Origin of the sequence: uncultured Nocardioides sp., from assembly GCF_902805925.1 — a bacterium.
Taxonomy (GTDB): Bacteria; Actinomycetota; Actinomycetes; order Propionibacteriales; family Nocardioidaceae; genus Nocardioides.
In genome coordinates this window covers 1-24264 of record NZ_CADCUP010000158.1, presented here as the reverse complement: position 1 = coordinate 24264, position 24264 = coordinate 1, and the positions used below count along the sequence as shown (strand labels likewise).

Annotated in this window: 22 protein-coding genes; 15 read left to right on the top strand and 7 right to left on the bottom strand. The window is 72.1% G+C overall.

Going from position 1 to position 24264, the window contains the following annotated elements:
- Positions 1-128: 128 nt before the first annotated feature.
- Genes QZX64_RS11485 through QZX64_RS11475 form a run of 3 tightly spaced genes read left to right on the top strand, consistent with a single transcriptional unit; the run spans position 129 to position 2151 of the window.
- The gene (locus QZX64_RS11485) at positions 129-980 is read left to right on the top strand and encodes a polyphosphate kinase 2 family protein (protein ID WP_295659841.1); all 852 of its coding nucleotides are present in this window, start codon (positions 129-131) and stop codon (positions 978-980) included.
- The gene (locus QZX64_RS11480; protein ID WP_295659838.1) at positions 977-1768 is read left to right on the top strand and encodes a HipA family kinase; all 792 of its coding nucleotides are present in this window, start codon (positions 977-979) and stop codon (positions 1766-1768) included. The genes QZX64_RS11485 and QZX64_RS11480 overlap by 4 nt, the downstream gene beginning before the upstream one ends.
- Entirely contained in the window at positions 1765-2151 is a 387-nt protein-coding gene (locus tag QZX64_RS11475; protein WP_295659835.1) for a DUF3037 domain-containing protein, read from the top strand. Before QZX64_RS11480 ends, QZX64_RS11475 begins: the two co-directional genes overlap by 4 nt.
- 7 nt (positions 2152-2158) lie before the next feature.
- On the opposite strand, the gene QZX64_RS11470 is transcribed toward QZX64_RS11475, so the two are convergent.
- The 4 genes from QZX64_RS11470 to QZX64_RS11455 form a co-directional block, all read right to left on the bottom strand.
- Positions 2159-2902 (bottom strand): sirohydrochlorin chelatase, encoded by a 744-nt coding sequence (locus QZX64_RS11470; RefSeq protein WP_295659832.1) that lies wholly within the window; start codon positions 2900-2902, stop codon positions 2159-2161.
- A gap of 70 nt (positions 2903-2972) precedes the next feature.
- Positions 2973-3719, bottom strand: a complete 747-nt coding sequence (locus tag QZX64_RS11465; RefSeq protein ID WP_295659829.1) for a phosphoadenylyl-sulfate reductase — start codon at positions 3717-3719, stop codon at positions 2973-2975.
- Complete coding sequence (locus QZX64_RS11460; protein ID WP_295659827.1) at positions 3716-3865, bottom strand: hypothetical protein; 150 nt, start codon at positions 3863-3865, stop codon at positions 3716-3718. Before QZX64_RS11460 ends, QZX64_RS11465 begins: the two co-directional genes overlap by 4 nt.
- Positions 3862-5580: a nitrite/sulfite reductase gene (locus tag QZX64_RS11455; RefSeq protein WP_295659824.1), complete on the bottom strand. Its 1719-nt coding sequence runs from the start codon at positions 5578-5580 to the stop codon at positions 3862-3864. Before QZX64_RS11455 ends, QZX64_RS11460 begins: the two co-directional genes overlap by 4 nt.
- A gap of 336 nt (positions 5581-5916) precedes the next feature.
- On the opposite strand from QZX64_RS11455, the gene QZX64_RS11450 reads away from it, so the two are divergent.
- From QZX64_RS11450 to QZX64_RS11435, 4 genes are all read left to right on the top strand, one after another.
- On the top strand, positions 5917-7353 hold the full coding sequence (locus QZX64_RS11450; protein WP_295659821.1) for a glycine hydroxymethyltransferase: 1437 nt from the start codon (positions 5917-5919) through the stop codon (positions 7351-7353).
- A 13-nt stretch (positions 7354-7366) separates the two neighbouring features.
- Positions 7367-7693: a TfoX/Sxy family protein gene (locus QZX64_RS11445; RefSeq protein ID WP_295659818.1), complete on the top strand. Its 327-nt coding sequence runs from the start codon at positions 7367-7369 to the stop codon at positions 7691-7693.
- A gap of 143 nt (positions 7694-7836) precedes the next feature.
- Positions 7837-8796, top strand: a complete 960-nt coding sequence (locus QZX64_RS11440) for a YihY/virulence factor BrkB family protein (RefSeq protein WP_295659814.1) — start codon at positions 7837-7839, stop codon at positions 8794-8796.
- A 4-nt stretch (positions 8797-8800) separates the two neighbouring features.
- Positions 8801-9901, top strand: a complete 1101-nt coding sequence (locus QZX64_RS11435; RefSeq protein ID WP_366558545.1) for a potassium channel family protein — start codon at positions 8801-8803, stop codon at positions 9899-9901.
- A 6-nt stretch (positions 9902-9907) separates the two neighbouring features.
- On the opposite strand, the gene QZX64_RS11430 is transcribed toward QZX64_RS11435, so the two are convergent.
- A complete protein-coding gene (locus QZX64_RS11430; protein ID WP_295659811.1) occupies positions 9908-10741 on the bottom strand; it encodes a DeoR/GlpR family DNA-binding transcription regulator in 834 nt (277 codons plus the stop codon).
- Positions 10741-12765 (bottom strand): beta-galactosidase, encoded by a 2025-nt coding sequence (locus QZX64_RS11425; protein ID WP_295659808.1) that lies wholly within the window; start codon positions 12763-12765, stop codon positions 10741-10743. Before QZX64_RS11425 ends, QZX64_RS11430 begins: the two co-directional genes overlap by 1 nt.
- Before the next feature lie 138 nt (positions 12766-12903).
- Between QZX64_RS11425 and QZX64_RS11420 the strand changes: the two genes are divergently transcribed.
- The 3 genes from QZX64_RS11420 (at position 12904) to QZX64_RS11410 (ending at position 16155) form a co-directional block, all read left to right on the top strand.
- Positions 12904-14232 carry an ABC transporter substrate-binding protein gene (locus QZX64_RS11420; protein WP_295659806.1) on the top strand — a complete coding sequence of 443 codons (1329 nt, stop codon included), beginning with the start codon at positions 12904-12906 and terminating at the stop codon, positions 14230-14232.
- A gap of 76 nt (positions 14233-14308) precedes the next feature.
- Positions 14309-15229, top strand: a complete 921-nt coding sequence (locus QZX64_RS11415) for a carbohydrate ABC transporter permease (RefSeq protein ID WP_295659804.1) — start codon at positions 14309-14311, stop codon at positions 15227-15229.
- Complete coding sequence (locus QZX64_RS11410; RefSeq protein WP_295659802.1) at positions 15226-16155, top strand: carbohydrate ABC transporter permease; 930 nt, start codon at positions 15226-15228, stop codon at positions 16153-16155. Before QZX64_RS11415 ends, QZX64_RS11410 begins: the two co-directional genes overlap by 4 nt.
- Positions 16156-16160: 5 nt before the next feature.
- Here the strand turns inward: QZX64_RS11410 and QZX64_RS11405 are convergent, their stop codons facing one another.
- Complete coding sequence (locus QZX64_RS11405; protein ID WP_295659800.1) at positions 16161-16586, bottom strand: BLUF domain-containing protein; 426 nt, start codon at positions 16584-16586, stop codon at positions 16161-16163.
- A gap of 233 nt (positions 16587-16819) precedes the next feature.
- Here QZX64_RS11405 and QZX64_RS11400 point away from each other — a divergent pair, with 233 nt between their 5' ends.
- From QZX64_RS11400 to QZX64_RS11380, 5 genes are all read left to right on the top strand, one after another.
- Positions 16820-17737, top strand: coding sequence for an iron ABC transporter substrate-binding protein (locus QZX64_RS11400; protein ID WP_295659799.1), 918 nt, complete (start codon positions 16820-16822; stop codon positions 17735-17737).
- A 92-nt stretch (positions 17738-17829) separates the two neighbouring features.
- A complete protein-coding gene (locus QZX64_RS11395; RefSeq protein ID WP_295659798.1) occupies positions 17830-19329 on the top strand; it encodes an iron ABC transporter permease in 1500 nt (499 codons plus the stop codon).
- On the top strand, positions 19326-20390 hold the full coding sequence (locus QZX64_RS11390) for an ABC transporter ATP-binding protein (protein WP_295659796.1): 1065 nt from the start codon (positions 19326-19328) through the stop codon (positions 20388-20390). The genes QZX64_RS11395 and QZX64_RS11390 overlap by 4 nt, the downstream gene beginning before the upstream one ends.
- The gene (locus QZX64_RS11385; RefSeq protein ID WP_295659794.1) at positions 20387-22897 is read left to right on the top strand and encodes an AMP-binding protein; all 2511 of its coding nucleotides are present in this window, start codon (positions 20387-20389) and stop codon (positions 22895-22897) included. The genes QZX64_RS11390 and QZX64_RS11385 overlap by 4 nt, the downstream gene beginning before the upstream one ends.
- Before the next feature lie 189 nt (positions 22898-23086).
- A partial coding sequence (locus QZX64_RS11380; protein WP_295659792.1) for a TY-Chap domain-containing protein occupies positions 23087-24264 on the top strand: 1178 nt, incomplete at its 3' end.

Genomic DNA, 24264 nt, shown 5'->3' with positions numbered 1-24264 from the left:
ACCCGGGGCACCTGGTTCGACGAGCCGCGGGCCGACGGCACGACCGCCACGGTCATCGGGTGCACCCTCGACGTGGCTCGCGTGGTCGGCTGAGGCGAGCGTGCCCGCGGGTCCGACATGATGGGCCCATGAGTGAGACCCTGGACACCTCCGCCCTGCGACTGCCGGCAGGTCCGGTCGACCTGGCTGCCATCGAGACCGACGCCGCCCCCGGGTACTCGGGCGGCAAGGCCCAGGGCAAGGCGGCGCTGGCCGCGCTCGAGCCGGAGCTCGCCGACCTGCAGGAGCGGCTCTTCGCCGAGCGCACCGCAGGCTCGCCGCGCCGGATCCTGTTGGTCCTGCAGGGCATGGACACCTCGGGCAAGGGCGGCACGCTGCGCCACACGGTCGGGCTCGTCGACCCGCAGGGCGTCCGCATCACCTCGTTCAAGGCGCCGAGCGAGGAGGAGGCGCAGCACGACTTCCTCTGGCGCATCCGCAACGCGGTGCCCCCGGCCGGCCTGATCGGTGTCTTCGACCGCTCGCACTACGAGGACGTGACGATCGTCAAGGTGCACCGGTGGGCCGACGACCGCGAGATCGAACGGCGGTACGACGCCATCAACGCCTTCGAGCAGGAGCTCGTGGAGGCCGGCACGACGATCGTGAAGTGCATGCTGCACGTCGGCGCCGAGGAGCAGAAGGCGCGCCTGCAGGAGCGCCTAGACAACCCCGAGAAGCACTGGAAGTACAACCCCGGCGACCTCGTCGAGCGGGCGTCGTGGCCGGGCTACCAGCGGGCCTACGAGGCGGCGCTCGAGCGCACCAACACCGAGGCCGCGCCCTGGCACGTCATCCCCGCCGACAAGAAGTGGTACCGCAACCTGGCCGTCGGCCACCTGCTCCTGCAGGCCCTGCGCGATCTCGACCTGCAGTGGCCGGCGGCCGACTTCGATGTGGAGGCCGAGAAGCAGCGCCTCGCCGAGTCGATCGTGGGATGACCACGACCCACACCGACCCGACGGCCCTGCCCACCGTGGCCGTCACCCGCTACGTGACACCGCTGCGCGAGGGCGGCAGCCTGCCGGGCATCGTGGAGGGCGAGGACCTCGGCACCTACGTCTGCAAGTTCCGGGGCGCCGGCCAGGGGCTGCGCGTGCTGGTCGCCGAGGTGGTCGTCGCGGGCCTCGCGCAGCGCCTGGGCCTGCGCACCCCGGCCCTGGTGGTCCTCGACCTCGATCCCGAGATCGCGCGGTACGAGGCCGACGAGGAGGTGCAGGACCTCCTCAACGCGAGCGCCGGCCTCAACCTCGGCGTCGACTTCCTGCCGGGCGCGTTCGGCTTCGACGCCGACCTGCCCGCGCCCGACCCGGTCGCCACCGCGATCCTGTGGCTCGACGCCTTCTGCGCCAACGTCGACCGCAGCTGGCGCAACCCCAACCTGCTGCTGTGGCACGGCGACCTGTGGATCATCGACCACGGCGCGGCCCTGTACTTCCACCACGGCTGGGCCCGTGGGATCACCGACCCCGACCGGTTCGCGCGGCAGCCGTGGGACGTCACCGACCACGTCCTCGGGGCCCACGCCGGTGGCCTTGCCACTGCCGACGCCGAGATCAGCGCGGTGCTGACGCCTGCCGTGCTGACCGAGGTGGTGGCCGCGGTGCCGGACGCCTGGCTCGAGCCGGTGCCGGGCGCCGAGACGCCGGAGCAGCTGCGGGCGGCGTACGTCGCCTTCCTCACCGCCCGGCTGGGCACCCGCCAGTGGCTGCCGGGGAGCGGGGCATGAGCGCCGCCCGGCTGGCCTACCAGTACGTCGCCCTGCGGTGCGTGCCCCGCCCCGACCGCGAGGAGTTCCTCAACGTCGGGGTGGCGCTGTACTGCCAGTCGGTGGAGTTCCTGGACGTCGCCTGGCACGTCGACCGTGCCCGGCTCTCAGCCCTCGACCCCCGGCTCGACCTCGACCAGGTCTGCTCGGCTCTGGAGTTCGCGCGGTCCGTCTGCGCCGGCGACGAGCGGGCGGGGGAGGCGGGCCAGCGGCCGCTGGGCCAACGGTTCGGGTTCCTCCGGGCGCCCCGCTCGACGGTGGTGCAGCCCGGTCCGGTCCATGGCGGGCTGACCACCGACCCCGGCCGCCAGCTCGAGCGCCTGCTGACGGCCTACGTCGGCTGAGCCGGGCTCAGACCGGGACGAGCTCCACCGCGCCCACGGCGTACCGCGCCAGGATCGTGCGGGCCAGCACCGGGTGCGCTCCCAGTGGGTCGGACACCGCGATGGCGCCGGCCTCGGTCGCCAGCTCGGCCGCGCGGTCGGGCAGGAACCCGGGCGCGAGGAACAGCGAGGCGACCGCGATGTGGCGCCGGCCCTCGGCGCGGAAGGCGCGCACGGCCTCACCGGTGGCCGGGGGAGCAGCCGAGGCGAACGCCGCGGTGACCGGCAGCCGGTGGCGGGTGCCCCAGACGCGCGCGAGGCGGGCGACGGCCTGGTTGGCGAGCGCGTCGGACGAGCCGGCGGCCGCGAGCACCAGGGCGTCGAGCTCGCGCACCCGCGCCCGCTTGAGGGCCTCGCGCATGCGCAGGTCGAGCACCTCGAGGAACGCCGTCTCCAGGCCCAGCACGCTGGTGGCCCGGACCCGCAGGCCCTCGTGCCGCTCGGTCGCCTCGGCGATGGCGGAGGGGACGTCGACCTTGGCGTGGTAGGCCTCGGTGAGCAGCAGCGGCACGACGACGATCTCGTCGTGGCCGGCGCGCACGAGCTTGGAGACGACCGCCTGGAACGAGGGCTTGCACAGCTCGAGGAACGCGGGCTCGACGCGCAGGTCGGGCCGCATGGCGCGGACCTCGTCGACCAGCGCGGTGATGGTCTCGGCGGAGCGCGGGTCGCGGCTCCCGTGGGCGAGGGCGATCAGGGCAGGAGCAGCCATCAGGGGTGCCTCCCAGCGTGCGTGGTGGGGTGGCCGACGACGTTGTCGGTGGGCGGGGTGCCGGGGCGGGTCATGAGTGGATCCCGCACTCGGTCTTGGTGGTGCCGGCCCAGCGCCCGCTGCGCGGGTCCTCGCCGGGTGCGACGCGGCGGGTGCACGGCCAGCACCCGATGGAGGGGTAGCCGTCGCTCACCAGGGGGTTGACCAGGACGCCGTTCTCGGCGACGTACCGCTCGACCTGCTCGTCGGACCAGCGGGCCAGCGGCGACACCTTGACCTTGCCCTTGCGGGCGTCCCAGCCGACGACCGGCGCGATGACGCGGTTGTGGGTCTCGGCGCGGCGCAGGCCGGTGGCCCAGGCGTCGTAGCCGCTCAGCGCGTCGGCGAGCGGCGCGACCTTGCGCAGCGCGCAGCACTGGTCGGGGTTGGTCCGAAACAGGTCCTTGCCGTACGTCGCGTCCTGCTCGGCGACGGACTGCACGGGCGTGATCGTGATCAGGTTGACCGGCAGCGTCGCCTCCACGGCGTCGCGGGTCCCGGTGGTCTCCGCGAAGTGGTAGCCGGTGTCGAGGAAGACCACGTCGATGCCGGGCGCGACCGTGGAGGCGACGTGGGCCAGCACGGCGTCAGCCATCGAGGAGGTCACGCAGAAGCGCTCGCCGAACGTCGCGACCGCCCACTCGATGATGTCGGTGGCCGGTGCGAGCTCGAGCTCGGCACCGACGTGCGAGACCAGCTCGCGGAGCTCCTCGGGGGTGCGTCCCTCGGTGTGGGTGCCGCGGAAGTCGCGGGCGGCCCGGGTGGTGGCGGTCGTCATCGCGCACCTCCGCCACGCTCGATCATGCCGAGGTACTTCAGCGAGAAGGCACGCAGGCAGGCGCGGCACTCCCACCCGTCCTCGCGGGGGAACAGGTCGGTCTCGGCGCAGTAGGGGCAGTTGTTGGGGAACGCGCGCTCGCTCACGAGGCCACCAGCGCGCGTTCGCCGCGCAGCAGCTCCTCGTCGGCCCGGGCCGCCCAGTCGGCGAAGGACTCACCGTCGCGGCGGTCGGCGAGGTAGGCGTGCGTCACGTTGGTGACGTAGTCGCCGAGCCCCGCGCTGGTCACCTTGTGGGCGCGCAGCTTGCGGCCGAAGTTGGCCTTGAGCCCGGTCGCGCCACCGAGGTGCACCTGGAAGCCCTCGACCTGGCGCCCGTCGGCGTCCATCACCAGCTGGCCCTTGAGCCCGAAGTCGGCGACCTGGGTGCGCGCGCAGGCGTTGGGGCAGCCGTTGACGTTGACGGTGATCGGCACGTCGAGCTCCGGGATCCGGCGCTCCAGCTCCGCGACCAGGTCGCGAGCGCGGTCCTTGGTGTCGACGATGGCGAGCTTGCAGAACTCGATGCCGGTGCAGGCCATCGTGTTGCGCCGCCAGTTCGAGGGCCGGGCCGTGAGCCCGATCCCCTCGACCGCGGCGGTGAAGTCCTCCACCCGGTCGGCCTCGATGCCCAGCACCACGATCTTCTGGTGCGCGGTCAGCCGGGCGCCCGCGGCGCCGTACTGCTCGATCAGGTCGGCCAGGCCGAGCAGCACCGTGCCGGAGATCCGGCCCACCGTGGGGGCGAGCCCGACGTAGAAGCTGCCGTCGTGCTGCTCGTGCACGCCGATGTGGTCGGTGGCCGCCACCGGGGTCTCCGGGGAGGGGTTCGAGACGAGCGCACGCCCGAGGTACTCCTGCTCGAGCACCTCGCGGAACCTCTCCACGCCCCAGTCGGCGACCAGGTACTTCAGGCGGGCGCGCGAGCGCAGCCGCCGGTAGCCGTAGTCGCGGAAGATCGAGGCGACACCCTCCCAGGCGTCCGGCACCTCGTCGAGGGGGATCCACACCCCGAGCTTCTGGGCGAGCATCGGGTTGGTGGACAGGCCGCCGCCGACCCAGAGGTCGAACCCCGGGCCGTGGTCGGGGTGGACCGTGCCGACGAAGGCGACGTCGTTGGTCTCGGGGCAGACGTCGTGGCCGGGGTGGCCCGTCAGCGCGGTCTTGAACTTGCGCGGCAGGTTGGCGAACTCGGGGTCGCCGATGTAGCGCCGCTTGATCTCCTCCAGCGCCGCGGTGCCGTCGATGATCTCCTCCTTGGACACCCCGGCCACGGGCGAGCCCAGGAACGGGCGGGGAGAGTCACCGCACGCCTCGAGGGTCTCCAGCCCGGCGGCGTCCAGCGTCTCCCAGATCGCCGGCACGTCCTCGATGCGGATCCAGTGGTACTGGATGTTCTGCCGGTCGGTGACGTCGGCGGTGTCGCGGGCGTAGTCGACCCCGACCCGGCCGAGTGCCCGGACGGCGGCCGCGCTGAGCAGCGCGCCGTCGGAGCGGACCCGCATCATGAAGTAGCGGTCGTCGAGCTCCTCCTCCTCGAGCTGGGCGGTCTTGCCGCCGTCGAACCCGGGGGCGCGCTGGGTGTAGAGCCCCATCCAGCGGAAGCGGCCGCGCAGGTCGGAGGGGTCGATGGAGTCGAAGCCACGGCGCGAGTAGATGTCGAGGATGCGCTGGCGGACGTTGAGCGGGTTGTCGTCCTTCTTCGTCTGCTCGTTCTTGTTCAGCGGCTCGCGGTAGCCGAGCGCCCACTGGCCCTCGCCGCGCTTGGGGCGGGGACGGGCGGCGGTGGTCGGCGTGCTGGGCTGGGAGGACTGCGTGGTCAAGGGGGAGGTCCTTGTCGCTGAGGGCCGCGCGCGACGATGGGCGCGGAGGAGTGCAGGGGCGGCGGGATCAGCGAGGCCGACAGATCATGGTGCGCGTGCGCATCAGGTCCACGTGGCGTCGTACCACGAGGTGGATGTGCGTCGCTGCGGTGACCATGGGTCAAGTCTCAAGGTCCGGACAGGTGTTCCACAAGTTGAAATCTCGTGAGGTGAGACGCGTGTCCGCATCCTGATACGTCGCCGCCGAGGCCAGCGGGAGCCCCGACCTCGCTGCGGCGCAGGTCACACCGCGGGCGCGTCGCGCGGGGATGGCGCGACGTCACTAGGCTGGCCCCCATGACGGACGCCCTCATCTCCTCTGCGTACACCCAGGCCCTCGAGGTCATCGCCCAGGTGGAGCCCCGGATCGCGGAGGCCACCCGGCAGGAGCTGGCCGACCAGCGCTCCTCGCTGAAGCTGATCGCGTCGGAGAACTACGCCTCGCCGGCCGTGCTGATGACCATGGGGACCTGGTTCTCCGACAAGTACGCCGAGGGCACCGTCGGGCACCGCTTCTACGCAGGCTGCCAGAACGTCGACACGGTGGAGTCGCTGGCCGCCGAGCACGCCCGTGAGCTGTTCGGGGCGCCGTACGCCTACGTGCAGCCGCACTCCGGCATCGACGCCAACCTGGTGGCCTTCTGGTCGATCCTCGCCAACCGGGTCGAGACGCCGACCCTGGCGCGGCTCGGCGCCAAGAACGTCAACGAGCTGAGCGAGGCCGACTGGGAGTCCCTGCGCCACGAGTTCGGCAACCAGCGGCTGCTGGGCATGAGCCTGGACGCCGGGGGCCACCTCACCCACGGCTTCCGCCCCAACATCAGCGGCAAGATGTTCCACCAGCAGCAGTACGGCACCGACCCGGCGACCGGGCTCCTCGACTACGACGCGGTGGCGGCCAAGGCGCGCGAGTTCAAGCCGCTCGTGCTGGTCGCCGGCTACTCCGCCTATCCGCGCCGCGTGAACTTCGCGACGATGCGCGAGATCGCCGACGAGGTGGGTGCGGTGCTGATGGTCGACATGGCCCACTTCGCCGGACTGGTCGCCGGCAAGGTCTTCACCGGCGACGAGGACCCCGTCCCGCACGCGCACATCACCACGACCACCACCCACAAGTCGCTGCGCGGTCCGCGCGGGGGCATGGTGCTGGCGCAGGAGGAGTTCGCCGCCGACGTCGACCGCGGCTGCCCGATGGTGCTCGGCGGTCCGCTCTCGCACGTGATGGCCGCCAAGGCCGTCGCCTTCGCCGAGGCGCGCCAGCCGTCGTTCCGGACCTACGCGCAGGCGGTCGTCGACAACGCCAGGTCCCTGGCCGACGGCTTCCTCCAGCGCGGCGCCACGCTGGTCACCGGCGGCACCGACAACCACATCGTCCTCCTCGACGTGTCGTCGTACGGCCTCACCGGCCGCCAGGCGGAGTCGGCGCTGCTGGACGCGGGCGTCGTCACCAACCGCAACTCCGTGCCCGCCGACCCCAACGGTGCGTGGTACACCTCCGGCATCCGCCTCGGCACGCCCGCACTCACCACGCGCGGCTTCGGCCACGACGAGTTCGACCGGGTCGCCGAGCTCATCGTCGACGTGCTGACGCAGACGCAGCCGGGCACCACCAAGGCAGGGGGGCCCTCGAAGGCGTCGTACGTCCTGGGCGACGGGGTGGCCGACAAGACCAAGGACGCCTCGGTCGAGATGCTCGAGAAGCACCCGCTCTACCCCGGCCTCGAGCTCACCTGAGGCCCGGCACCTCATGCCGTACGACGAGCAGCTGGCCGAGCGGGTGCGGGCGGCCCTGGCCGGGCGGACCGTGCGCGAGGTGCGCATGTTCGGCGGCCTGTCGTTCATGGTCGACGAGCGCCTCACCGTGGCCGCGGACTCCCACGGCCGGCTGATGCTCAAGATCGACCCCTCGCGGTTCGACGAGCTCGTGGCGCGGCCGGGCGCCGCCCAGGGTGAGATGCGCGGCAGGTCGATGGGCCCCGGCTGGCTGGTCGTCGACGGCACCGGCACCGACTCCGAGGACGACCTCGGCCGGTGGGTGGGGGAGGCGTTGGCCCACCGGGACTCCGAGGGCTGACGCCTCACACCCAGCGGTGCTCCACCTCCGGTCCCGGCCGCTGCCTCGACGGCGACGACCCGTGCGACGAGGCGACCGGGCGGGCCGTGGCCCGCGCACCTCGGCTCCCCGGATTCGGCTCCGCGTGTGGATACCGTAGGTCCATGCCGTCGGCCAGCCAGCACCCTGTGGCCGGCACCGCCCCCTCGACCCTGGAGCGGCTGCGCGACACCCTCTGGCGGCTCGTCGTCACGACCGTCGGCGCATGCCTGCGCTACCGCGTCACCGGCCTGGCCGCCGAGGCGGCGTTCTTCGCGGTGCTGTCCGTGCCGCCCCTGGTGTTCGCGCTCGCCGGAGCGGTGGGCTTCGTCTCGGAGAGCTTCACCGCCGCCCAGGTCGACGACGTGCGTCAGGCGGTGCTCGACCTGACCTCCCGCGCGCTGACCGACCGTGCCGTCGACCGCATCATCGAACCGACGCTCGACCAGGTGCTCGACGGCGGTCGGTACGACGTCATCTCGCTCGGCTTCGTGCTGGCCCTGTGGTCGGGCAGCCGCGCGCTCAACGTCTTCGTCGACACCATCACGATCATGCACGGGCTCGGCGGCCACCGCGGGATCGTCAAGACGCGGGCCCTGTCGTTCGGGCTCTACCTGATGGCGATGGTCACCGGCGGCATCACCATCCCGCTCGTGGTGGCCGGGCCGGGCCTCATCGGCTCCTGGCTCCCGCAGCGCTTCGAGCTCCTGATGTCGTTCTACTGGCCGACCGTCATCGTGGTGTGCATCTGCTTCCTCGCCACGCTGTACCACGTCTCCGTGCCGGTCCGGACCAACTGGAGCTTCAACCTCCCGGGCGCGGTCTTCTCGCTGGCGGTGTGGATCCTCGGCTCCTACGTCCTGCGCTGGACCCTGACCGTGACCGCGGCCGAGTCGCGCTCCATCTACGGCCCGCTGGCCGCGCCCATCGCGGTGCTGCTGTGGCTGTACGTCCTCGCCATCGCCGTGCTCATCGGGGCCGCGGTCAACGCCGCCTTCGACACCGTGTTCCCGCAGACCCGCACGGCCAACGCCCGGCGCGAGCTGATGGCGCGGCTGCGGCGCACCGTCGGCATGAAAGAGTGAGCACGTGAGAAGGACGTCTGGCCGGACCGCTGCCTCCCGCGCCAGCAGCATGATCGCCCTGCCGGACCGCGTGCGGTCACCGTGGTGGGAGCTCGGGCGCCGACTGCTCCTGGCGCTGGCCATCCTCACCGGCACGGTGCTCCTGGTGTACCTCGACAACGAGGGCTACATCGACGGCAACGACCCCACCGGCGAGGTCGACCTGAGCGACTCGATCTACTACACGACCGTCACGCTCAGCACGACCGGCTACGGTGACATCGCCCCGGTGTCGGAGGCGGCACGGTTGGTCAACGCCTTCCTCATCACCCCGGCCCGCATCGCCTTCCTGGTGCTGCTGATCGGCACCACCCTCGAGGTGCTCGCCTCGCAGGGCCGAGAGTTGTTCCGGATCGCCAGGTGGAGGAGAAGCATGGGACAGCGCGTGGTCGTCGTCGGGTACGGCACGAAGGGCCGCTCCGCGGTGGACACGCTCGTCAACAACGGGCAGAGCAGGGACTCCATCGTCATCGTCGACCCCAACCCGGCCGCCAAGCAGGACGCCCACGACGACGGCCTCACCGTGATCATCGGTGACGCCACCCGACGCCAGGTGCTCCGGCAGGCCGGGGTGGCGGAGGCCGACCAGGTCATCATCACCACCGACCGCGACGACTCCAACGTGCTGGCGACGCTGACGGTCCGCCAGCTCAACCCCGACGCCTGGATCGTGGCCTCGGTGCGCGAGCACGAGAACGTGCCGCTGATGCGCCAGTCCGGTGCCAACTCGGTCATCACCTCCTCCGACGCCGTCGGCCGCCTCCTCGGCCTCTCCTCCATGTCCCCGATGCTCGGCTCGGTGATGGAGGACCTCCTGACGTACGGCGAGGGGCTCGAGGTCGCCGAGCGCGACCTCCTCGTCACCGAGGTGGGCAAGCAGCCGCAGCAGCTGCCCGACCAGGTGATCGCCGTCGTGCGGGACGAGAAGGTCTACCGGTACTTCGACCCGGTGGTCACCCAGCTCGCCCGCGGCGACCGGCTGATCGTCGTACGACCCGCCAAGGAGCTGCCCTGGGCCCCGCGGCCCGGCACCCACGGCGAGGAATCCGCGGACGAGCAGGACTGATCCGGCTCAGGCGAGGTCGTCGGCCTCCCTCGGGCTGCCGTGGTCCTCCCAGGGTCGCGAGGCCTCGTCGGGCTCCACCAGCACCAGCTCGTCGACGTCGTCGGCCAGCGCCTGGCGGGCGGCCTGCGAGAGGCCGGTGTCGGTGACGAGGGCCGAGGCCGTCGACAGGGTGGCCATCGAGCTGAGCCCGACGACGCCCCACTTGGTGGAGTCGGCGAGCACCACCATCCGCCGGGCGCTGGCGATCATGGCCCGGTTGGTCTCCGCCTCGAGCAGGTTCGGGGTGCTGAAGCCGGCGTTCGCGTCCATCCCGTGCACGCCCATGAAGACGGTGTCCAGGTGCAGTGAGCGCAGCGCGGCGATCGCGAGGGGTCCCACGAGCGCGTCGGAGGGGGTGCGCACGCCGCCGGTCAGCAGCACCGTGTGGCTCGGCACCCGCGCGCCGTGCAGGAGGTCGGCCACCCACACCGAGTTCGTGACCACGGTGAGGCCCGGGATCGCCAGCAGGTGCCGCGCGAACGCGAAGGTGGTGGTGCCGGCGGAGACGGCGATCGCCGAGCCGGGTCGCACCATGGCCGCGGCGTGCGCCGCGATCGACTCCTTCTGCGCCAGCTGCCGCGCCGACTTGGCCTCGAAGCCCGGCTCGGCGGTGCTCGGCTCGGCACGGACGACGGCGCCGCCGTGCACCTTCTCGAGCGCGCCCTGCTCGTGCAGGGCCTGGAGGTCGCGACGGATCGTCATGTCGGAGACCCCGAGGGCGTTGACGAGGTGACTGACGCGCACGATGCGGTCGCGCTCGAGCAGCGTCATGATCTCGGAGCGTCGCTGGGCGGCCAGCATCAGGCCTCCCGGACCACGGCCACGCCACCGGCGTCGACGGTGACGACCCCGTCGGCGCTCCTGCCGGACACCAGGTCCAGGCCGCGCGCCTCGACGTCGACCCCGGCGTCGGTGTGGTTGACGACGAACAGCCACGAGCGCCCGTCGTCGGCGTGCCGCCGGGTGACCTCGACGCCGGGGCGGACGCCGGCCAGCGGCTCGACCCCGGATGCCTCGACGAGCCGGGCGACCAGGGCGTCGGAGGCGTCGCGGTCCAGCCGGGTCGCGGCGTACCACGCCGAGCCCCGGCCCACCGCGTGCCTCGTGACCGCCGGCACCCCGGGCGCCGGCCCGTCGACGTACGTCGCCAGCGACTCGGCGCCCGTCAGCTGGAGGTCCTCGGCCCACACCGTGCCGCGCCAGCCGTTGGACAGCTCCACCGCCTCGTCCGCGCGCAACGGCAGGAACTCCCCGACCCGGATGCCGAGCAGGTCGCGGTACGCGCCGGGGTAGCCGCCGAGGCGGATGTGGTCGTGCTCGTCGACGATGCCGCTGAAGTAGGTGACCAGCGCGGTGGCACCACCCTCGACGGCCTCGCGCAGCCGGTCGGCGGCGGTGTCGGTGACGGTGTACAGCGTCGGCACCAGCACCAGGTCATAGCCGGTGAGGTCGGAGTCCGGGTGGACGACGTCGACGCCCACGCCGGCGTCGGTGAGCGAGCGGTGCAGCACCTTGGGCACGTCGCGGTACCGCACGTCGGTACTCGGGTGCGAGTCGAGCTCGCTGGCCCACCAGGCGTGCCAGTCGAAGAGGATGGCCACCCGGTTGCGCGCGACGCTGCCCTCGATCTCGGCCACGGCGTCCAGGACGCGCCGCAGCTCGACCGACTCGCGCCAGGTCCGGGTGTCGGTGCCGGCGTGGGGGAGCAGGCCGGCATGGAACTTCTCCGCACCGGCGGCGGAGGCCCGCCACTGGAAGAAGAGGATCCCGTCGGCGCCGCGGCCGACGTGCTGCATCGCCGACCGGAGCAGCTCGCCCGGCCGGCGGGCGATGTTGCGCGGCTGCCAGTTGACCGCACCCGGCGAGGTCTCCATGAGCAGCCAGGGCCGGCCGCGGGCGACGCCGCGGGTGAGGTCGGCCGAGAAGGCGAGCTCGGTGTAGCCCTCCGGGTCCTCGGCCATCAGGTAGTGGTCGTTGGAGACGACGTCGACCTCCTCGGCCCACCGGAAGTAGTCCATCTCCTTGCTGTTCTGCATCACCATGAAGTTGGTGGTGACCGGCACGCCCGGGGAGAGCTCGCGCAGGACGTCGCGCTCGGCCACGTAGTTGGCCAGCAGCTCGTCGGAGGAGAAGCGGCGGAAGTCGAGCTCCCTCGTCGGGTTCGGCACCGCGGTCACCTGGCGCGGCGGGAGGACCTGCTCGAAGTCGGTGTAGCGCTGGGACCAGAAGGCCGTGCCCCACACCCGGTTGAGCTCGTCGAGGTCGCCGTACCGCTCGCGGAGCCAGCCCCGGAACGCCGCCGCGCTGGTGTCGCAGAAGCACAGGGCGTTGTGGCAGCCGAGCTCGTTGCCGACGTGCCAGAGCCGCAGGCTGTCTAGACCGGCGTACCGCTCGGCCATCTTCCGGCACAGCGCCACGGCGTGCTCCCGGTAGACCGGCGAGCTCGGGCAGAAGGCCTGCCGACCGCCGGGCCACAGCACCGTGCCCTCACGGGTGACGGGCAGGATCTCGGGGTGCAGCGAGGTCAGCCACGGCGGCGGGGAGGCGGTGGCGGTGGCCAGGTCGACGCCGATCCCGGCGCGGGTCAGCCTGTCCAGGACGTCGTCGAGCCAGTCGAAGCGGTAGTCGCCGGGGGCAACCTCCAGGTGTGCCCAGGAGAAGACCCCGACGGTGACGAGGTCGACCCCGGCCTCCAGCATGAGGCGGACGTCCTCGTCCCAGACCTCGCGAGGCCACTGCTCGGGGTTGTAGTCACCGCCGAACGCCAGGCGCCGGGAGGGGCTGTCGGCGTCCCCGCGCGACCGTTGTGCAGTTGTTGAAAACAACAGGTGACTCCCATCTTGGCGTGCACTCTTGTGGGATCTTGCGGCAACTCCTACTCTCCAATCGTTGCCATGTGACCAGTTTCACGTCAATCATGCAATTCCCCTGATGTTCGTTCCTGTTCGCCTTGGAGGTCAATGATGAATCGTCCCAACGTCGGCGCGCAGCCGATCCCGGCGTCCGTGCTGGGCATGGCCGCGTCCCGCCGCAACATCCTCCGAGGAGGTCTCGTCGGGGGTGCGCTGCTGGGCTCCTCGAGCCTCCTGGCGGCCTGCGGCGGCGACGACGGCGGCGGTGGCGGCGACGCGTCGGGCGCCGTCAAGTTCGGCATGAACGAGGCGAGCGGCGCCGGGCCCGCCCACGAGCGCCTGGTGCAGGTGGCCGAGGCCTATGCGAAGAAGGCCGGCGTGACGGTCGACCGCAACGAGGTCGACCACAACACCTTCCAGGAGAACATCAACACCTACCTCCAGGGCAACCCCGACGACGTCTTCACCTGGTTCGCCGGCTTCCGGATGAACCAGTTCGCCGAGCAGGGACTGATCACCGACATCAGCGACGTCTGGCCGATCGACGGCCTCGACGACAGCTTCAAGCAGGCCTCCACCGCCAGCGACGGCAAGCAGTACTTCGTCCCCGTGGGCTACTACCCCTGGGCGGTCTTCTACCGGAAGTCGGTCTTCGAGAAGCGCGGCTACGCCCCGCCCACCGACCTCGACGAGCTCACCACCTTGATGACGAAGATGCAGAGCGACGACATCACGCCGTTCGCCTTCGCCGACAAGGACGGCTGGCCGGCGATGGGCACCTTCGACATCCTCAACATGCGCATCAACGGCTTCGACTACCACATGAGCCTGATGGCCGGCGACGAGGAGTGGGACTCCGCCGAGGTCAAGCAGGTCTTCGACACCTGGCGCGGGCTCCTGCCCTACCACCAGGCCGACCCGCTGGGCCGGACCTGGCAGGAGGCGGCCACGTCGATGGGCAACGAGGAGTGCGGCATGTACCTCCTCGGCACCTTCGTCGTCGACGGCATCCCCGACCTCGAGGACGACCTGGACTTCTTCACCTTCCCCGAGCTCGACAGCTCGATCGGCGCCACCGCGCTCGACGCGCCGATCGACGGGTTCTGCCTCGCCGCCAGCGGCAGCAACCAGGCGGGGGGCAAGGAGATGCTGAAGTACCTGGGCACCGCCGAGGCCGCGGACGCCGCCAACAAGGGCACCACGCCGCTCATCGCCGCCAACTCCGGCGCCGACACCAGCGTCTACTCCGACCTGCAGAAGAAGTCGGCCGAGGTCGTGCAGGCTGCCGAGAACATCGCGCAGTTCCTCGACCGCGACACCCGCTCCGACTTCGCCTCGACGGTCATCATCCCGGAGCTGCAGCGGTTCCTGGAGGACCCCGACGACATCGACGGCGTCACCCAGAGCATCCAGCAGCAGAAGGAGTCCATCTTCATCTGAGGATGCGCTCGCCCAGTGAGGACGCCGGCCAGGACGCCCGGAGAAGTGTGAGGGACCAGTGACGACGACGACGCCCGTGCCCGCGGAGACCACGGCAGAGCCGGTGACGGCCGCGCAACCGCCGAAGCGGCGGCTGCCGGCCCGCGACCGGGCGGTCGTCATCACGATGATCCTGATCCCCACCCTCTTCGTGGTGGTCCTGGTGTGGGTGCCGGCCATCTTGTCGGTGGTGCTGTCCTTCGGCGCCTGGAACGGCATCGGCGACGTCGACCAGATCCAGTGGGTCGGCACCAAGAACTACGCCGACATCGTCGACATCTACCCGCCGTTCTGGCCGGCGATCCAGCACAACCTGATCTGGCTGGTGTTCCTGTTCCTGGGGCCCACCCTCCTCGGGATGTTCCTGGCGGTGGTCCTGGACCGCAACATGCGCGGCAGCCGGTTCTACCAGACGGCCTTCTACATGCCGGTGGTGCTCTCGCTGGCGCTGGTGGGCTTCATCTGGCAGCTCTTCTACTCCCGCGACCAGGGCCTGATCAACCAGGTGTTCGGCTCCGAGGTCGACTGGTACGGCGACTCCAGCGTCAACCTCTGGGCGGTGCTGGTGGCCACCGCGTGGCGGCACACGGGCTACATCATGCTGATCTACCTGGCCGGCCTGAAGGGCGTGGACGCCTCGTTGCGCGAGGCGGCCGCGGTCGACGGCGCCAGCGAGCGGCAGACGTTCTTCAGGATCGTCTTTCCGGTGATGCGCCCGATCAACATGATCGTGCTGGTCATCGTCGTCATCGAGTCGCTGCGGGCCTTCGACCTGGTGTGGGTCGTCAACCGCGGCACCAACGGCCTGGAGCTGATCGGTGCCCTCGTCGCCCAGAACGTCGTGGGGGAGGCGGCCCGCTACGGCTTCGGCTCGGCCCTGGCGGTCATCATGATGCTGATCTCGACGGTCTTCATCGCCATCTACCTCCGCATCGTCTTCCGCGAGGAGCGCCGATGAGCACGACCCTGGAGGCGGCCCCCGGCCGCCGGCGTACGCAGAAGCCTCCGGAGCGGGCCGAGGGCGGCGCGCTCAACGCGCCGCGGGGCACCATCGCCACGGTGGTCATGGCCGTGCTCGCGCTGCTGTGGCTGTTCCCGCTCTTCTGGGCGGTCCTGAACTCGTTCCGCAGCTACGCCTACACGCAGGCCAACGGCTACCTCTCCATCGGCGGATGGACCCTGGACAACTACCGCCGCGTCTGGGAGAACGCCGACCTGGGCAAGTACTTCGTCAACTCGCTCATCATCACCGTCCCGGCGGTCGTGCTGACGCTCTTCCTCTCCTCGCTGGTGGCCTTCGTCCTGGCGCGCTTCAGCTACCGCTTCAACCTCACCCTGCTGGCGGTCTTCCTCGCGGCGAACCTGCTGCCGCCGCAGGCCCTGCTCGTCCCGGTCTACCGGATGTTCCGCGAGATCCCGCTGCCGCTCTTCATGAGCGAGACCGGCACCCTGCTGGGCAGCTACTGGGGCCTGATCGCCATCAACGTCGCCTTCCAGATGGGCTTCTGCACCTTCGTGCTGAGCAACTACATGAAGACGCTGCCGCACGAGATCTACGAGCAGGCGCAGATCGACGGCGCCAGCGTGTGGCGGCAGTACTGGCAGCTCACCATGCCGCTGGTGCGCCCCGCCCTGGCGGCGCTGGCCACCTTGCAGGTGACGTGGATCTACAACGAGTTCTTCTGGGCCACCGTGCTGCTGGGCGGCCAGGGCGACAAGTTCCCGATCACGTCCGCACTGAACAACCTGCGCGGGCAGTTCTTCGTCGACTACAACCTGCTGTCGGCGGGCTCGGTGCTGGTGGCGCTACCGGTGCTCATCGTGTTCTTCGTGCTGCAGAAGCAGTTCGTGGCCGGCCTGACGCTCGGCTCGACGAAGGGCTGAGCTGCTCAGAGGTGGCCCGGACGGTACGACGCGGGCCGGCTGAAGGCACGCAGCATGATGTAGGGGGGAGTGCCTCCCGGCACCTGCTTGCCGGCCTGCACGTCGTTGAAGAACGTGGAGAAGCCCACGGTGTCCACCGCCGCGCCGTCGGCGAAGCCCATCGACCAGTCGGGGAAGGCCCGCTCCTCGACCCGGTCCTCGAGCTCCAGGCTGATGTCGCGGTGCCGGACGTCGCTCGCGATGCGCGCGTACGTCGCCCGCACGGCCTCCTCCGGCCCCTCCAGCACCTGCACGAAGTGGCCGTCGTGGTAGATCATCATCCCGGTGATGTCGTCGGCGATGTTGTTCCTGCGACTCACCTCGAGCAGCTCGAAGAGGTCGGCGTCGCTGAACGGCACCGTCTCCGTGCTGAAGTAGGTCAGGCTGAGCATGCGTCCCCCCGGGTCTCGTAGCGCAGTAGCACGGTAGTGCCCGTACGTCCCTGCCGTACCCGAAACCAGGCACCTCGATGTGCCAGGTAGGTAAGGCTGGCCTAAGATGGCGGTTCGTCGTCCATGCCGAGGGAGTCTGACCACCGATGCGCCTGCCGTTCACTCTGTGCCTTGTCCTGGTCCTGGGGGTCGGCGGCGCAGCCTGCTCCGCGGACGAGGGGCCGAGGCTCGTCGTGTACAACGCCCAGCACGAGCAGCTCCTGGAGGAGATCGCCCCCGCGTTCGAGGAGGAGACCGGCATCGAGGTCGAGCTGCGCCACGGGTCGGACTCCGAGCTCGCGGCCCAGCTCGTCCAGGAGGGCGACGCCTCGCCGGCTGACGTCTTCCTGACCGAGAACACCCCCGCGATGTCGGCGGTCGAGCGGGCCGGCCTCTTCGCGCCACTGGAGTCGGCTGCGACCGAACCCATCCCGGCGGAGCACCGCCCGGAGAGCGGCCTCTGGACGGGCTTCGTCGCCAGGTCGACGGTGCTCGTCTACAACCCCAGCCTGGTCAGCGAGGACGAGCTGCCCGCCTCGATCCTGGACCTTGCCGATCCCGAGTGGCAGGGCAAGGTGTCGTTCTCCCCGACCGGAGCGGACTTCCAGGCGATCGTGGCAGCCGTCCTCGACCTGGAGGGCGAGGACGCCACCCGCGCCTGGCTGGAGGGCCTGAAGGCCAACGGCACGGTGTACGACGGCAACAACGTCGTGCTGGAGGCGGTGAACTCCGGCGAGATCGCCACCGGCATCGAGTACCACTACTACTGGTACCGCGACCAGGCGGAGTCGGGCGAGAACAGCGACGACAGCCGGCTCCACTTCTTCGGCGAGCAGGACCCCGGCGCCTTCGTCAGCATCTCGGGAGCGGGCGTGCTGGAGAACGCGGAGCACGCCGAGGAGGCGCAGCAGTTCGTCGCCTACCTGACCAGCGAGGAGGGGCAGCAGGCGCTGGCCGACAGCTATGCCCTGGAGTACCCGCTCAACCCGGCGGTCAGCCTCGACCCACCGGTGAGGCCGCTCGCCGAGCTGCGGCCGCCCGCCGTCGCCGTCAGCGACCTCGACGGGGAGACGGTGGTGGAGCTGCTCTCCGACGCGGGATTCGTCCTCTGAGTGCCGGGACCGCCGTCGGGCCGGCGCCCGACGCCGACCGCCCCGGCAGGGCGAGGCCCCGCCCGCCGATCGTCCTGCTGCTCCTGGGCCTGGTGGTGGCCGCGACCAGCCTGATGCCGCTCGGCTTCGTCGTCGTCTCGACCGCGGAGCTGGGCCCGGCGGAGGCGTGGGACCTGCTGACGCGGCCGAGGTTCGACGACCTGGTGTGGAACACCACCCGGTTGCTGGTCGGTGCAGTGGCGCTCAGCGTCGTGCTGGGCGTCGGCTGCGCCTGGCTCGTCGTGCGCAGCGACCTCCCGTGGGCCGGGCTGTGGCACGGGGTGCTGTGCGCGCCACTCGCGGTGCCGGCGTTCGTGAACGGCTACGGATGGATCTCGACCACCCACGCGGTGCAGTCGTACTGGGGCGCGGTGCTGATCGTCAGCCTCTCCTACTACCCCCTGGTCTACCTGCCGACCGTGGCGGCGCTGTCCCGCCTCGACTCCTCGGTCGAGGACGTCGCCGCCAGCCTGGGCGTCGGCCCGTGGTCGTCGTTCCTCCGCGTGGTCCTGCCGACGATCAGCCCCGCCGTGCTCGGCGGCGCGCTGCTCGTGGGTCTCCACCTGCTGGGGGAGTACGGCGCGCTGCAGCTCCTCAACTACCCGACCCTGACGACCGGCATCCTGGACCAGTACCGCGTCTCGTTCAACGGCCCGGCCGCCACGATGCTGGCGCTGGTGCTGGTCGCGTTCTGCCTGGTGCTGCTCGGCCTCGAGCTGCTCGTCCGCGGGCGACGGCGCCGGTCCCGCGTCGGCTCCGGCGTGCGTCGTACGGCGACCCGGCACCGGCTGGGCCGAGCCACGCCCGCCTGGACCGGCGCCCTCCTGGTCTTCGCGATGCTGACCCTCGGCGTGCCGCTGGCCAGCCTGGTGCGCTGGCTGGTCCGCGGGAGCTCCTCCTCGCTCTCGCAGGGCGACCTCGGCGCGGCGCTGGGAACCACGCTCGGGCTCGCGGTGGCGGCCGGGGCGCTGGCGACCCTCGCGGCCATGCCGGCGACGTGGCTGGCGGTCCGGCACCGCGGCGCGCTCGCCACGATCATCGAGCGGGCGGTGTACCCGGCGCACGCGCTCCCCGGCATCGTCGTCGCCCTCGCGCTGGTCACCATCTCGATCCGCGCGGTGCCCTCGCTCTACCAGACGCTGCCGGTGCTGGTCCTCGCCTACGTGATCCTGTTCCTGCCGCGGGCCGCGGTCTCCGTCCGGTCGACCCTCGAGCTGGCGCCGCCGGTCCTGGAGGACGTCGCGACCTCGTTGGGGTGCACCCGCGTCGGCGCCGTCCGCCGGGTCACGCTGCCGCTGCTCCTGCCGGGGCTGGCGGCCGGCATGGCGCTGGTGTCGCTGGCGGTCGGCACCGAGCTGACCGCGACCCTGCTGCTCGCACCGACCGGGACCTCGACGCTGGCCACCGAGTTCTGGTCGCGCGCGGGCGCGGTCGAGTACGGCGCCGCCGCGCCGTACGCGCTCGCGCTGGTGCTGCTCTCGGTGCCGGCCACCTGGCTGCTCGGCCGCGCCGCCGTGGCGCCCGGTCCCACCGGCCCGGGGAGGCTGACGTGACCGCCGCCAACGTCGGCCTGCGGGTCACCGGGCTGACCAGGTCGTTCGGGTCCCTGCGCGTCCTCGACGGCGTCGACCTCGACGTGCCGGGCGGCATCACCGCCGTCCTGGGCGCCTCGGGCTGCGGCAAGACGACGCTGCTGCGACTGGTGGCGGGCTTCCTGGAGCCGGACGCCGGCACCATCCGCCTGGGCGGTCGCGTGGTGGCCGGCGACGGCAGGGCGGTGCCGGCGCGCGGCCGGCGGATCGGCTACGTGCCGCAGGAGGGCGCGCTCTTCCCGCACCTGGACGTGGCGGGGAACGTCGCGTTCGGGCTCAGCTCGGGCCGTCGGTCCACGACCGGGCGGCGACGGGTGGAGGAGATGCTCGAGCTCGTCGAGCTGCCCCGGAACGTGGCGACCCGGCAGCCGCACGAGCTGTCCGGCGGCCAGCAGCAGCGGGTGGCGCTGGCCCGGGCGCTGGCGCCGGACCCGGACGTGGTGCTGCTCGACGAGCCGTTCTCGTCGCTCGACGCCGGCCTGCGCGAGGAGACCGGGCGGTCGGTGGCCCGTGCGCTGCGTGCCAGCGAGACGACGGCGGTGCTGGTCACCCACGACCAGGGGGAGGCGCTCTCCCTGGCCGACCAGGTCGCGGTGATGGCGCAGGGCCGGTTCCTCCAGGTCACCACGCCGGCCGAGCTCTACCTCCACCCGGCGAGCCCGGCGGTGGCGTCGTTCGTGGGGCACGCCGCGCTGGTCCCGGCGCAGGCCGTGGGCGGCACGGCGACCAGCGCGCTCGGACCCGTGCCGGTCCGCGCCGCACGCGAGGGCCGGGTGCTGCTCGCGGTCCGGCCCGAGCAGGTCGCGGTCACCGCCAAGGACGAGCCCGGCTGCCTGACCGCCGAGGTGCTCGAGGTGTCCTTCTTCGGCCACGACGCGACGGTCCGCGTCCGGGTCGTCGGCAGCGACGACCTGGTCGAGCTGACCGCACGGGTGCCCGCCAACGGCGTGCCGCAGCCCGGCACCCAGGTCGGCGTGCGCGTCGTCGGCGAGGTCCTGGCCTTCCCGGAGGACCCGTCATGAGCACGCTGCCCGTCACCCGCCACACGCACTGGCTGCTCGGCGGCGCCGAGGACGACCCGGCGCTGGTCGACGGCGACGCGACCATGACGTACGGCGAGCTGCTGAGGTCCGTGGCGGCCGAGCGCGAGCGGCTCGGCCCGCGGCAGCTCGTGGCGCTCGAGGCGCGCCCGACGATCGACTTCGTGGTGTCCTACCTCGCGGCGCTGGCCGACGGCCACCCGGTGCTGCTGCTCGCCGAGGGCGACACCGCCCGGCACGAGCACCTGCTCGCGGAGTACCGCCCCGGCACCACCACGGGACTGCACCCCGACCTCGCCCTGATGCTGTCGACGTCCGGCTCGACCGGCTCGCCGAAGCTGGTCCGGCTCTCGCGGGAGAACATCGCGTCCAACGCGCGCGCCATCGCCGACTACCTCGACCTCCGCTCGACCGACGTGGCGATCACCTCGCTGCCGCTGCACTACTGCTACGGGCTCTCGGTGCTGCACAGCCACCTCGCGGTCGGTGCGTCCGTCGTGCTCACCGGGCTCGCGGTGGTCGACGAGTGCTTCTGGGACCTCGCCGAGCGCACCGCGGTGACCGGCGTCGCCGGCGTCCCGCACACGTACGCGCTGCTCGACGCGGTCGACTTCGGCCGCGCAGTGCTGCCCCGGCTGCCGTCGCTCCGCTATCTGACCCAGGCGGGTGGGCGGATGCCGCCGGACCGCGTGCGGGAGTACTCCGGGCTCCTGAGCGACCGCGGCATCGACCTGTTCGTGATGTACGGCCAGACCGAGGCGACCGCCCGGATGGCCTACCTGCCGCCGGAGCTCGCCGCCGACCACCCCGACACGATCGGCGTCCCGCTGCCCGGCGGGGCGCTGCGCATCGCGCCGCTGCCGCACACGCCCCGGGGCACCGGCGAGCTGGTCTACACCGGACCCAACGTGATGATGGGGTACGCCGAGTCCCGGGCCGACCTCGCCCGCGGGGCCGAGCTGGCCGAGCTGCGCACCGGCGACCTGGCGCGGGTCACCGACGCGGGGCTGTTCCAGGTCCTCGGGCGCCTCGACCGCCACGCCAAGGTCCTCGGCCACCGCGTCGACCTCGACCGGGTCGAGGCCGCCGTGGCCTCCGGCGGCGACGCCGTACGGCTGGTGGCGCGGCCCGAGCGCCTGTGGGTGTTCGTGTCCGGGGCGCGCGCCCGGGTCGGGCTGCGCGAGCGGGTCTGCGCCGCGACCGGGCTGCGCGGCGCCGCCGTGAGCGTGGTGGCGCTGGACGCGTTGCCGGTCACCGCCTCGGGCAAGCCGGACGACGGAGCACTGCGGGCCCACGTCGAGCGGGAGGAGTCGCTCCGGGGCTCGGCGCCCAGCGGCCCGGTGACCGCCGAGGAGGTCCGGGACCTGTTCGCCGTGGTGCTCGGCCGCCCGGACGCGACCGTTGCCGACTCCTTCGTCGGCCTGGGCGGCGACTCCCTGTCCTACGTCGAGGTCTCGACCCGGCTGGGGGAGCGGCTCGGCCGGCTGCCACCGACGTGGCCCACGTCAGCGGCGGCCGAGCTGGCGTCCGCCCGTCCGGCCGCCCCGCCGCGCCGCCGGCGTGGCGTGGCGGTCGACATCTCGGTCGTGCTCCGCGCTGTCGCGATCACGCTCATCGTGGTCACCCACGCCGACCTGTGGCAGCTGCAGGGCGGTGCGCACGTGCTGCTCGCGGTGGCCGGCTTCAACCTGGCCCGCTTCCAGCTCGCGGTCCCCGGGCGCCGCGAGCGGGTGCTCGGTCTGCTGCGCACGGCCCGGACGATCGCCGTACCGGTGGTGGCTTTCGTCGGTGTGCTGGCCGTGGCGGGGCACCAGTACCGGTGGCCCACCGCGCTCCTCCTCAACGGGGCGCTGGGCAGCGAGCGGTGGGACGACCAGTGGCAGTTCTGGTTCCTCGAGACGCTGGTGTGGTGCTACCTCGGACTCGCCGCGCTGCTCGCCGTCCCGCTGCTGGCCCGCGCCCAGCGCGCGGGGCCCTTCGCCGCCGCCCTGCTGGCGCTCGGGGTCGGTCTCGGCGTGCGCTACTGGTCGATCGGTGTCGAGGCCGAGCGCGCCGAGCCGTACACGATGGGCGTCGCCGCGTGGTGCATCGCGCTGGGCGCCTGCGCGGCCCACGCGCGGACCACGCGGCAGCGCCTGCTCGTCGCCCTGCTCGCCGTGGCGGCCACGGCCGGCTTCTTCGGCGACCCCCGGCGCGAGGCGATCGTCATCGGCGGGGTCCTCCTCCTGCTCCTCGGCCGCCCCGCCGTGCTGCCCTCGTGGGCGGCCTCGACCCTCGGCGTCCTCGCCTCGGCGTCGCTGTGGATCTACCTCACCCACTGGCAGGTCTACCCGCCCCTCGAGGACAGCGGCCACCAGGTCCTGGCCATCGTTGCGTCGCTCGCCGTTGGCGTGGCCGCCTGGGCCGTCGTCACGGTGGGCGGGCGGAGGGGGATGGCCGTGGTGCGGGGTCGCTCGGTAGGCCGGAGAGCGCAAGGCACCGGTGCGTAAGGGCCGCTGAGCGAGGGTTTGCGTCGGGTGAAGGACGCCATCCGCGGTGAGGCGATACAGGATTCGGAATGGCGACGCCGGGTCCGAGCGGCTTCGTGACCCTCGATCCGGCTGTGATCCTGACTGTCGGTGGTCGTCCCTAGGGTTCGGGACGTGTGGCCGCGTCGGCGGTCCGGCGAGGGGGTCGAGATGGATGCAGGGCTGGAGCGTCGCTGGGACGAAGCGATGGAGACGGCTTGGCGGAGCTTCCGTCAGCGGCTGGCCGACCGGTTGGCCGGCATGGCGGAGGACGACGCGCTGGTCGTCGCGGTGCCCGGGGAAGCATCGGATGGCGCGTCGCCGTACTGCCAGGCCGTCGTCGGGCCCGGGCTGCTGCGGGTGGAGGCGGTGAGCAACGTCTACCTGTCCACGGAGCTGCGACTCGACTCCTCGCAGGAGCTGGCTCTCCGGGCCATCGGCTTCCTGGAGCCCGGTCACCAGAACTGCCCGGGCGAGACGAACCACTGGGCCGACCTCGGCCGGCGGGAGGCGGATCGGGCAGCCGTGATGATGGTGCGGGCGCTGCGTGAGGTGTATGCCGTGCTGCACCCCGTCTACCTCGACGCCGACGGGCTCGAGCCACGAGCCGCCGAGCCGCCGCCTCCGGTTGGCGCCTCCGACGAGCCCCTACGGCCGCAGGGCCCCGAGGATGTGCGCGCCGCGGTCGACCTGGCTGTGCGCGACCTGATCGCCTCGGCTCCGGAGTGGGACGCCGACGGCGACCTGACGCTGCACACCACCCGCGGGCTCGTGTGGGTCTTCGTGTCCAAGGCCGCCCCGCGGATCCTGCTGCAGGCGCCACTCGTCGACGACGTCGCGGACGAGTCCCGGGCGCTGATGGAGGTCAACCTGCTCAACCGGAAGGAGATCGGCCTGACGTTCTCCGTCCACGAGGGCCACGTCACCGTGAGGCGCGAGCTGGACGTGGCCGCCCTCGTTCCCGCACACGTGCGGTCCGAGATCCAGCGGCTCCTCGACGGGGTCGACGACTGGGCCGCCGACCTGGTCGCGCGAGTGGGCGGGCGCCGCATGGACGAGGTCACGCCGCGGCCGGCGCCGGGTCCTCAGGCAGGCGCCGAGGAGACCCGGTTCCACGCGGCGTACGCCGTGCTGCGCGAGCTCGAGAAGGAGGAGCGCGGCTCGGTCGACCCGGCCACGATGGCACGGGTCTTCCAGCAGGACACCGGTCTGCTCCTGAAGGGCATCCGGGTCACCGAGGGCCTGGTGCGCCAGTGGCAGCGTCGCGAGCGCCAGTACAACCAGGCTGGGAAGCAGCCGGCGGCCAAGCTGGCCCGCGCCCGGCAGAGGATGCACCGTGACGTGCGCTC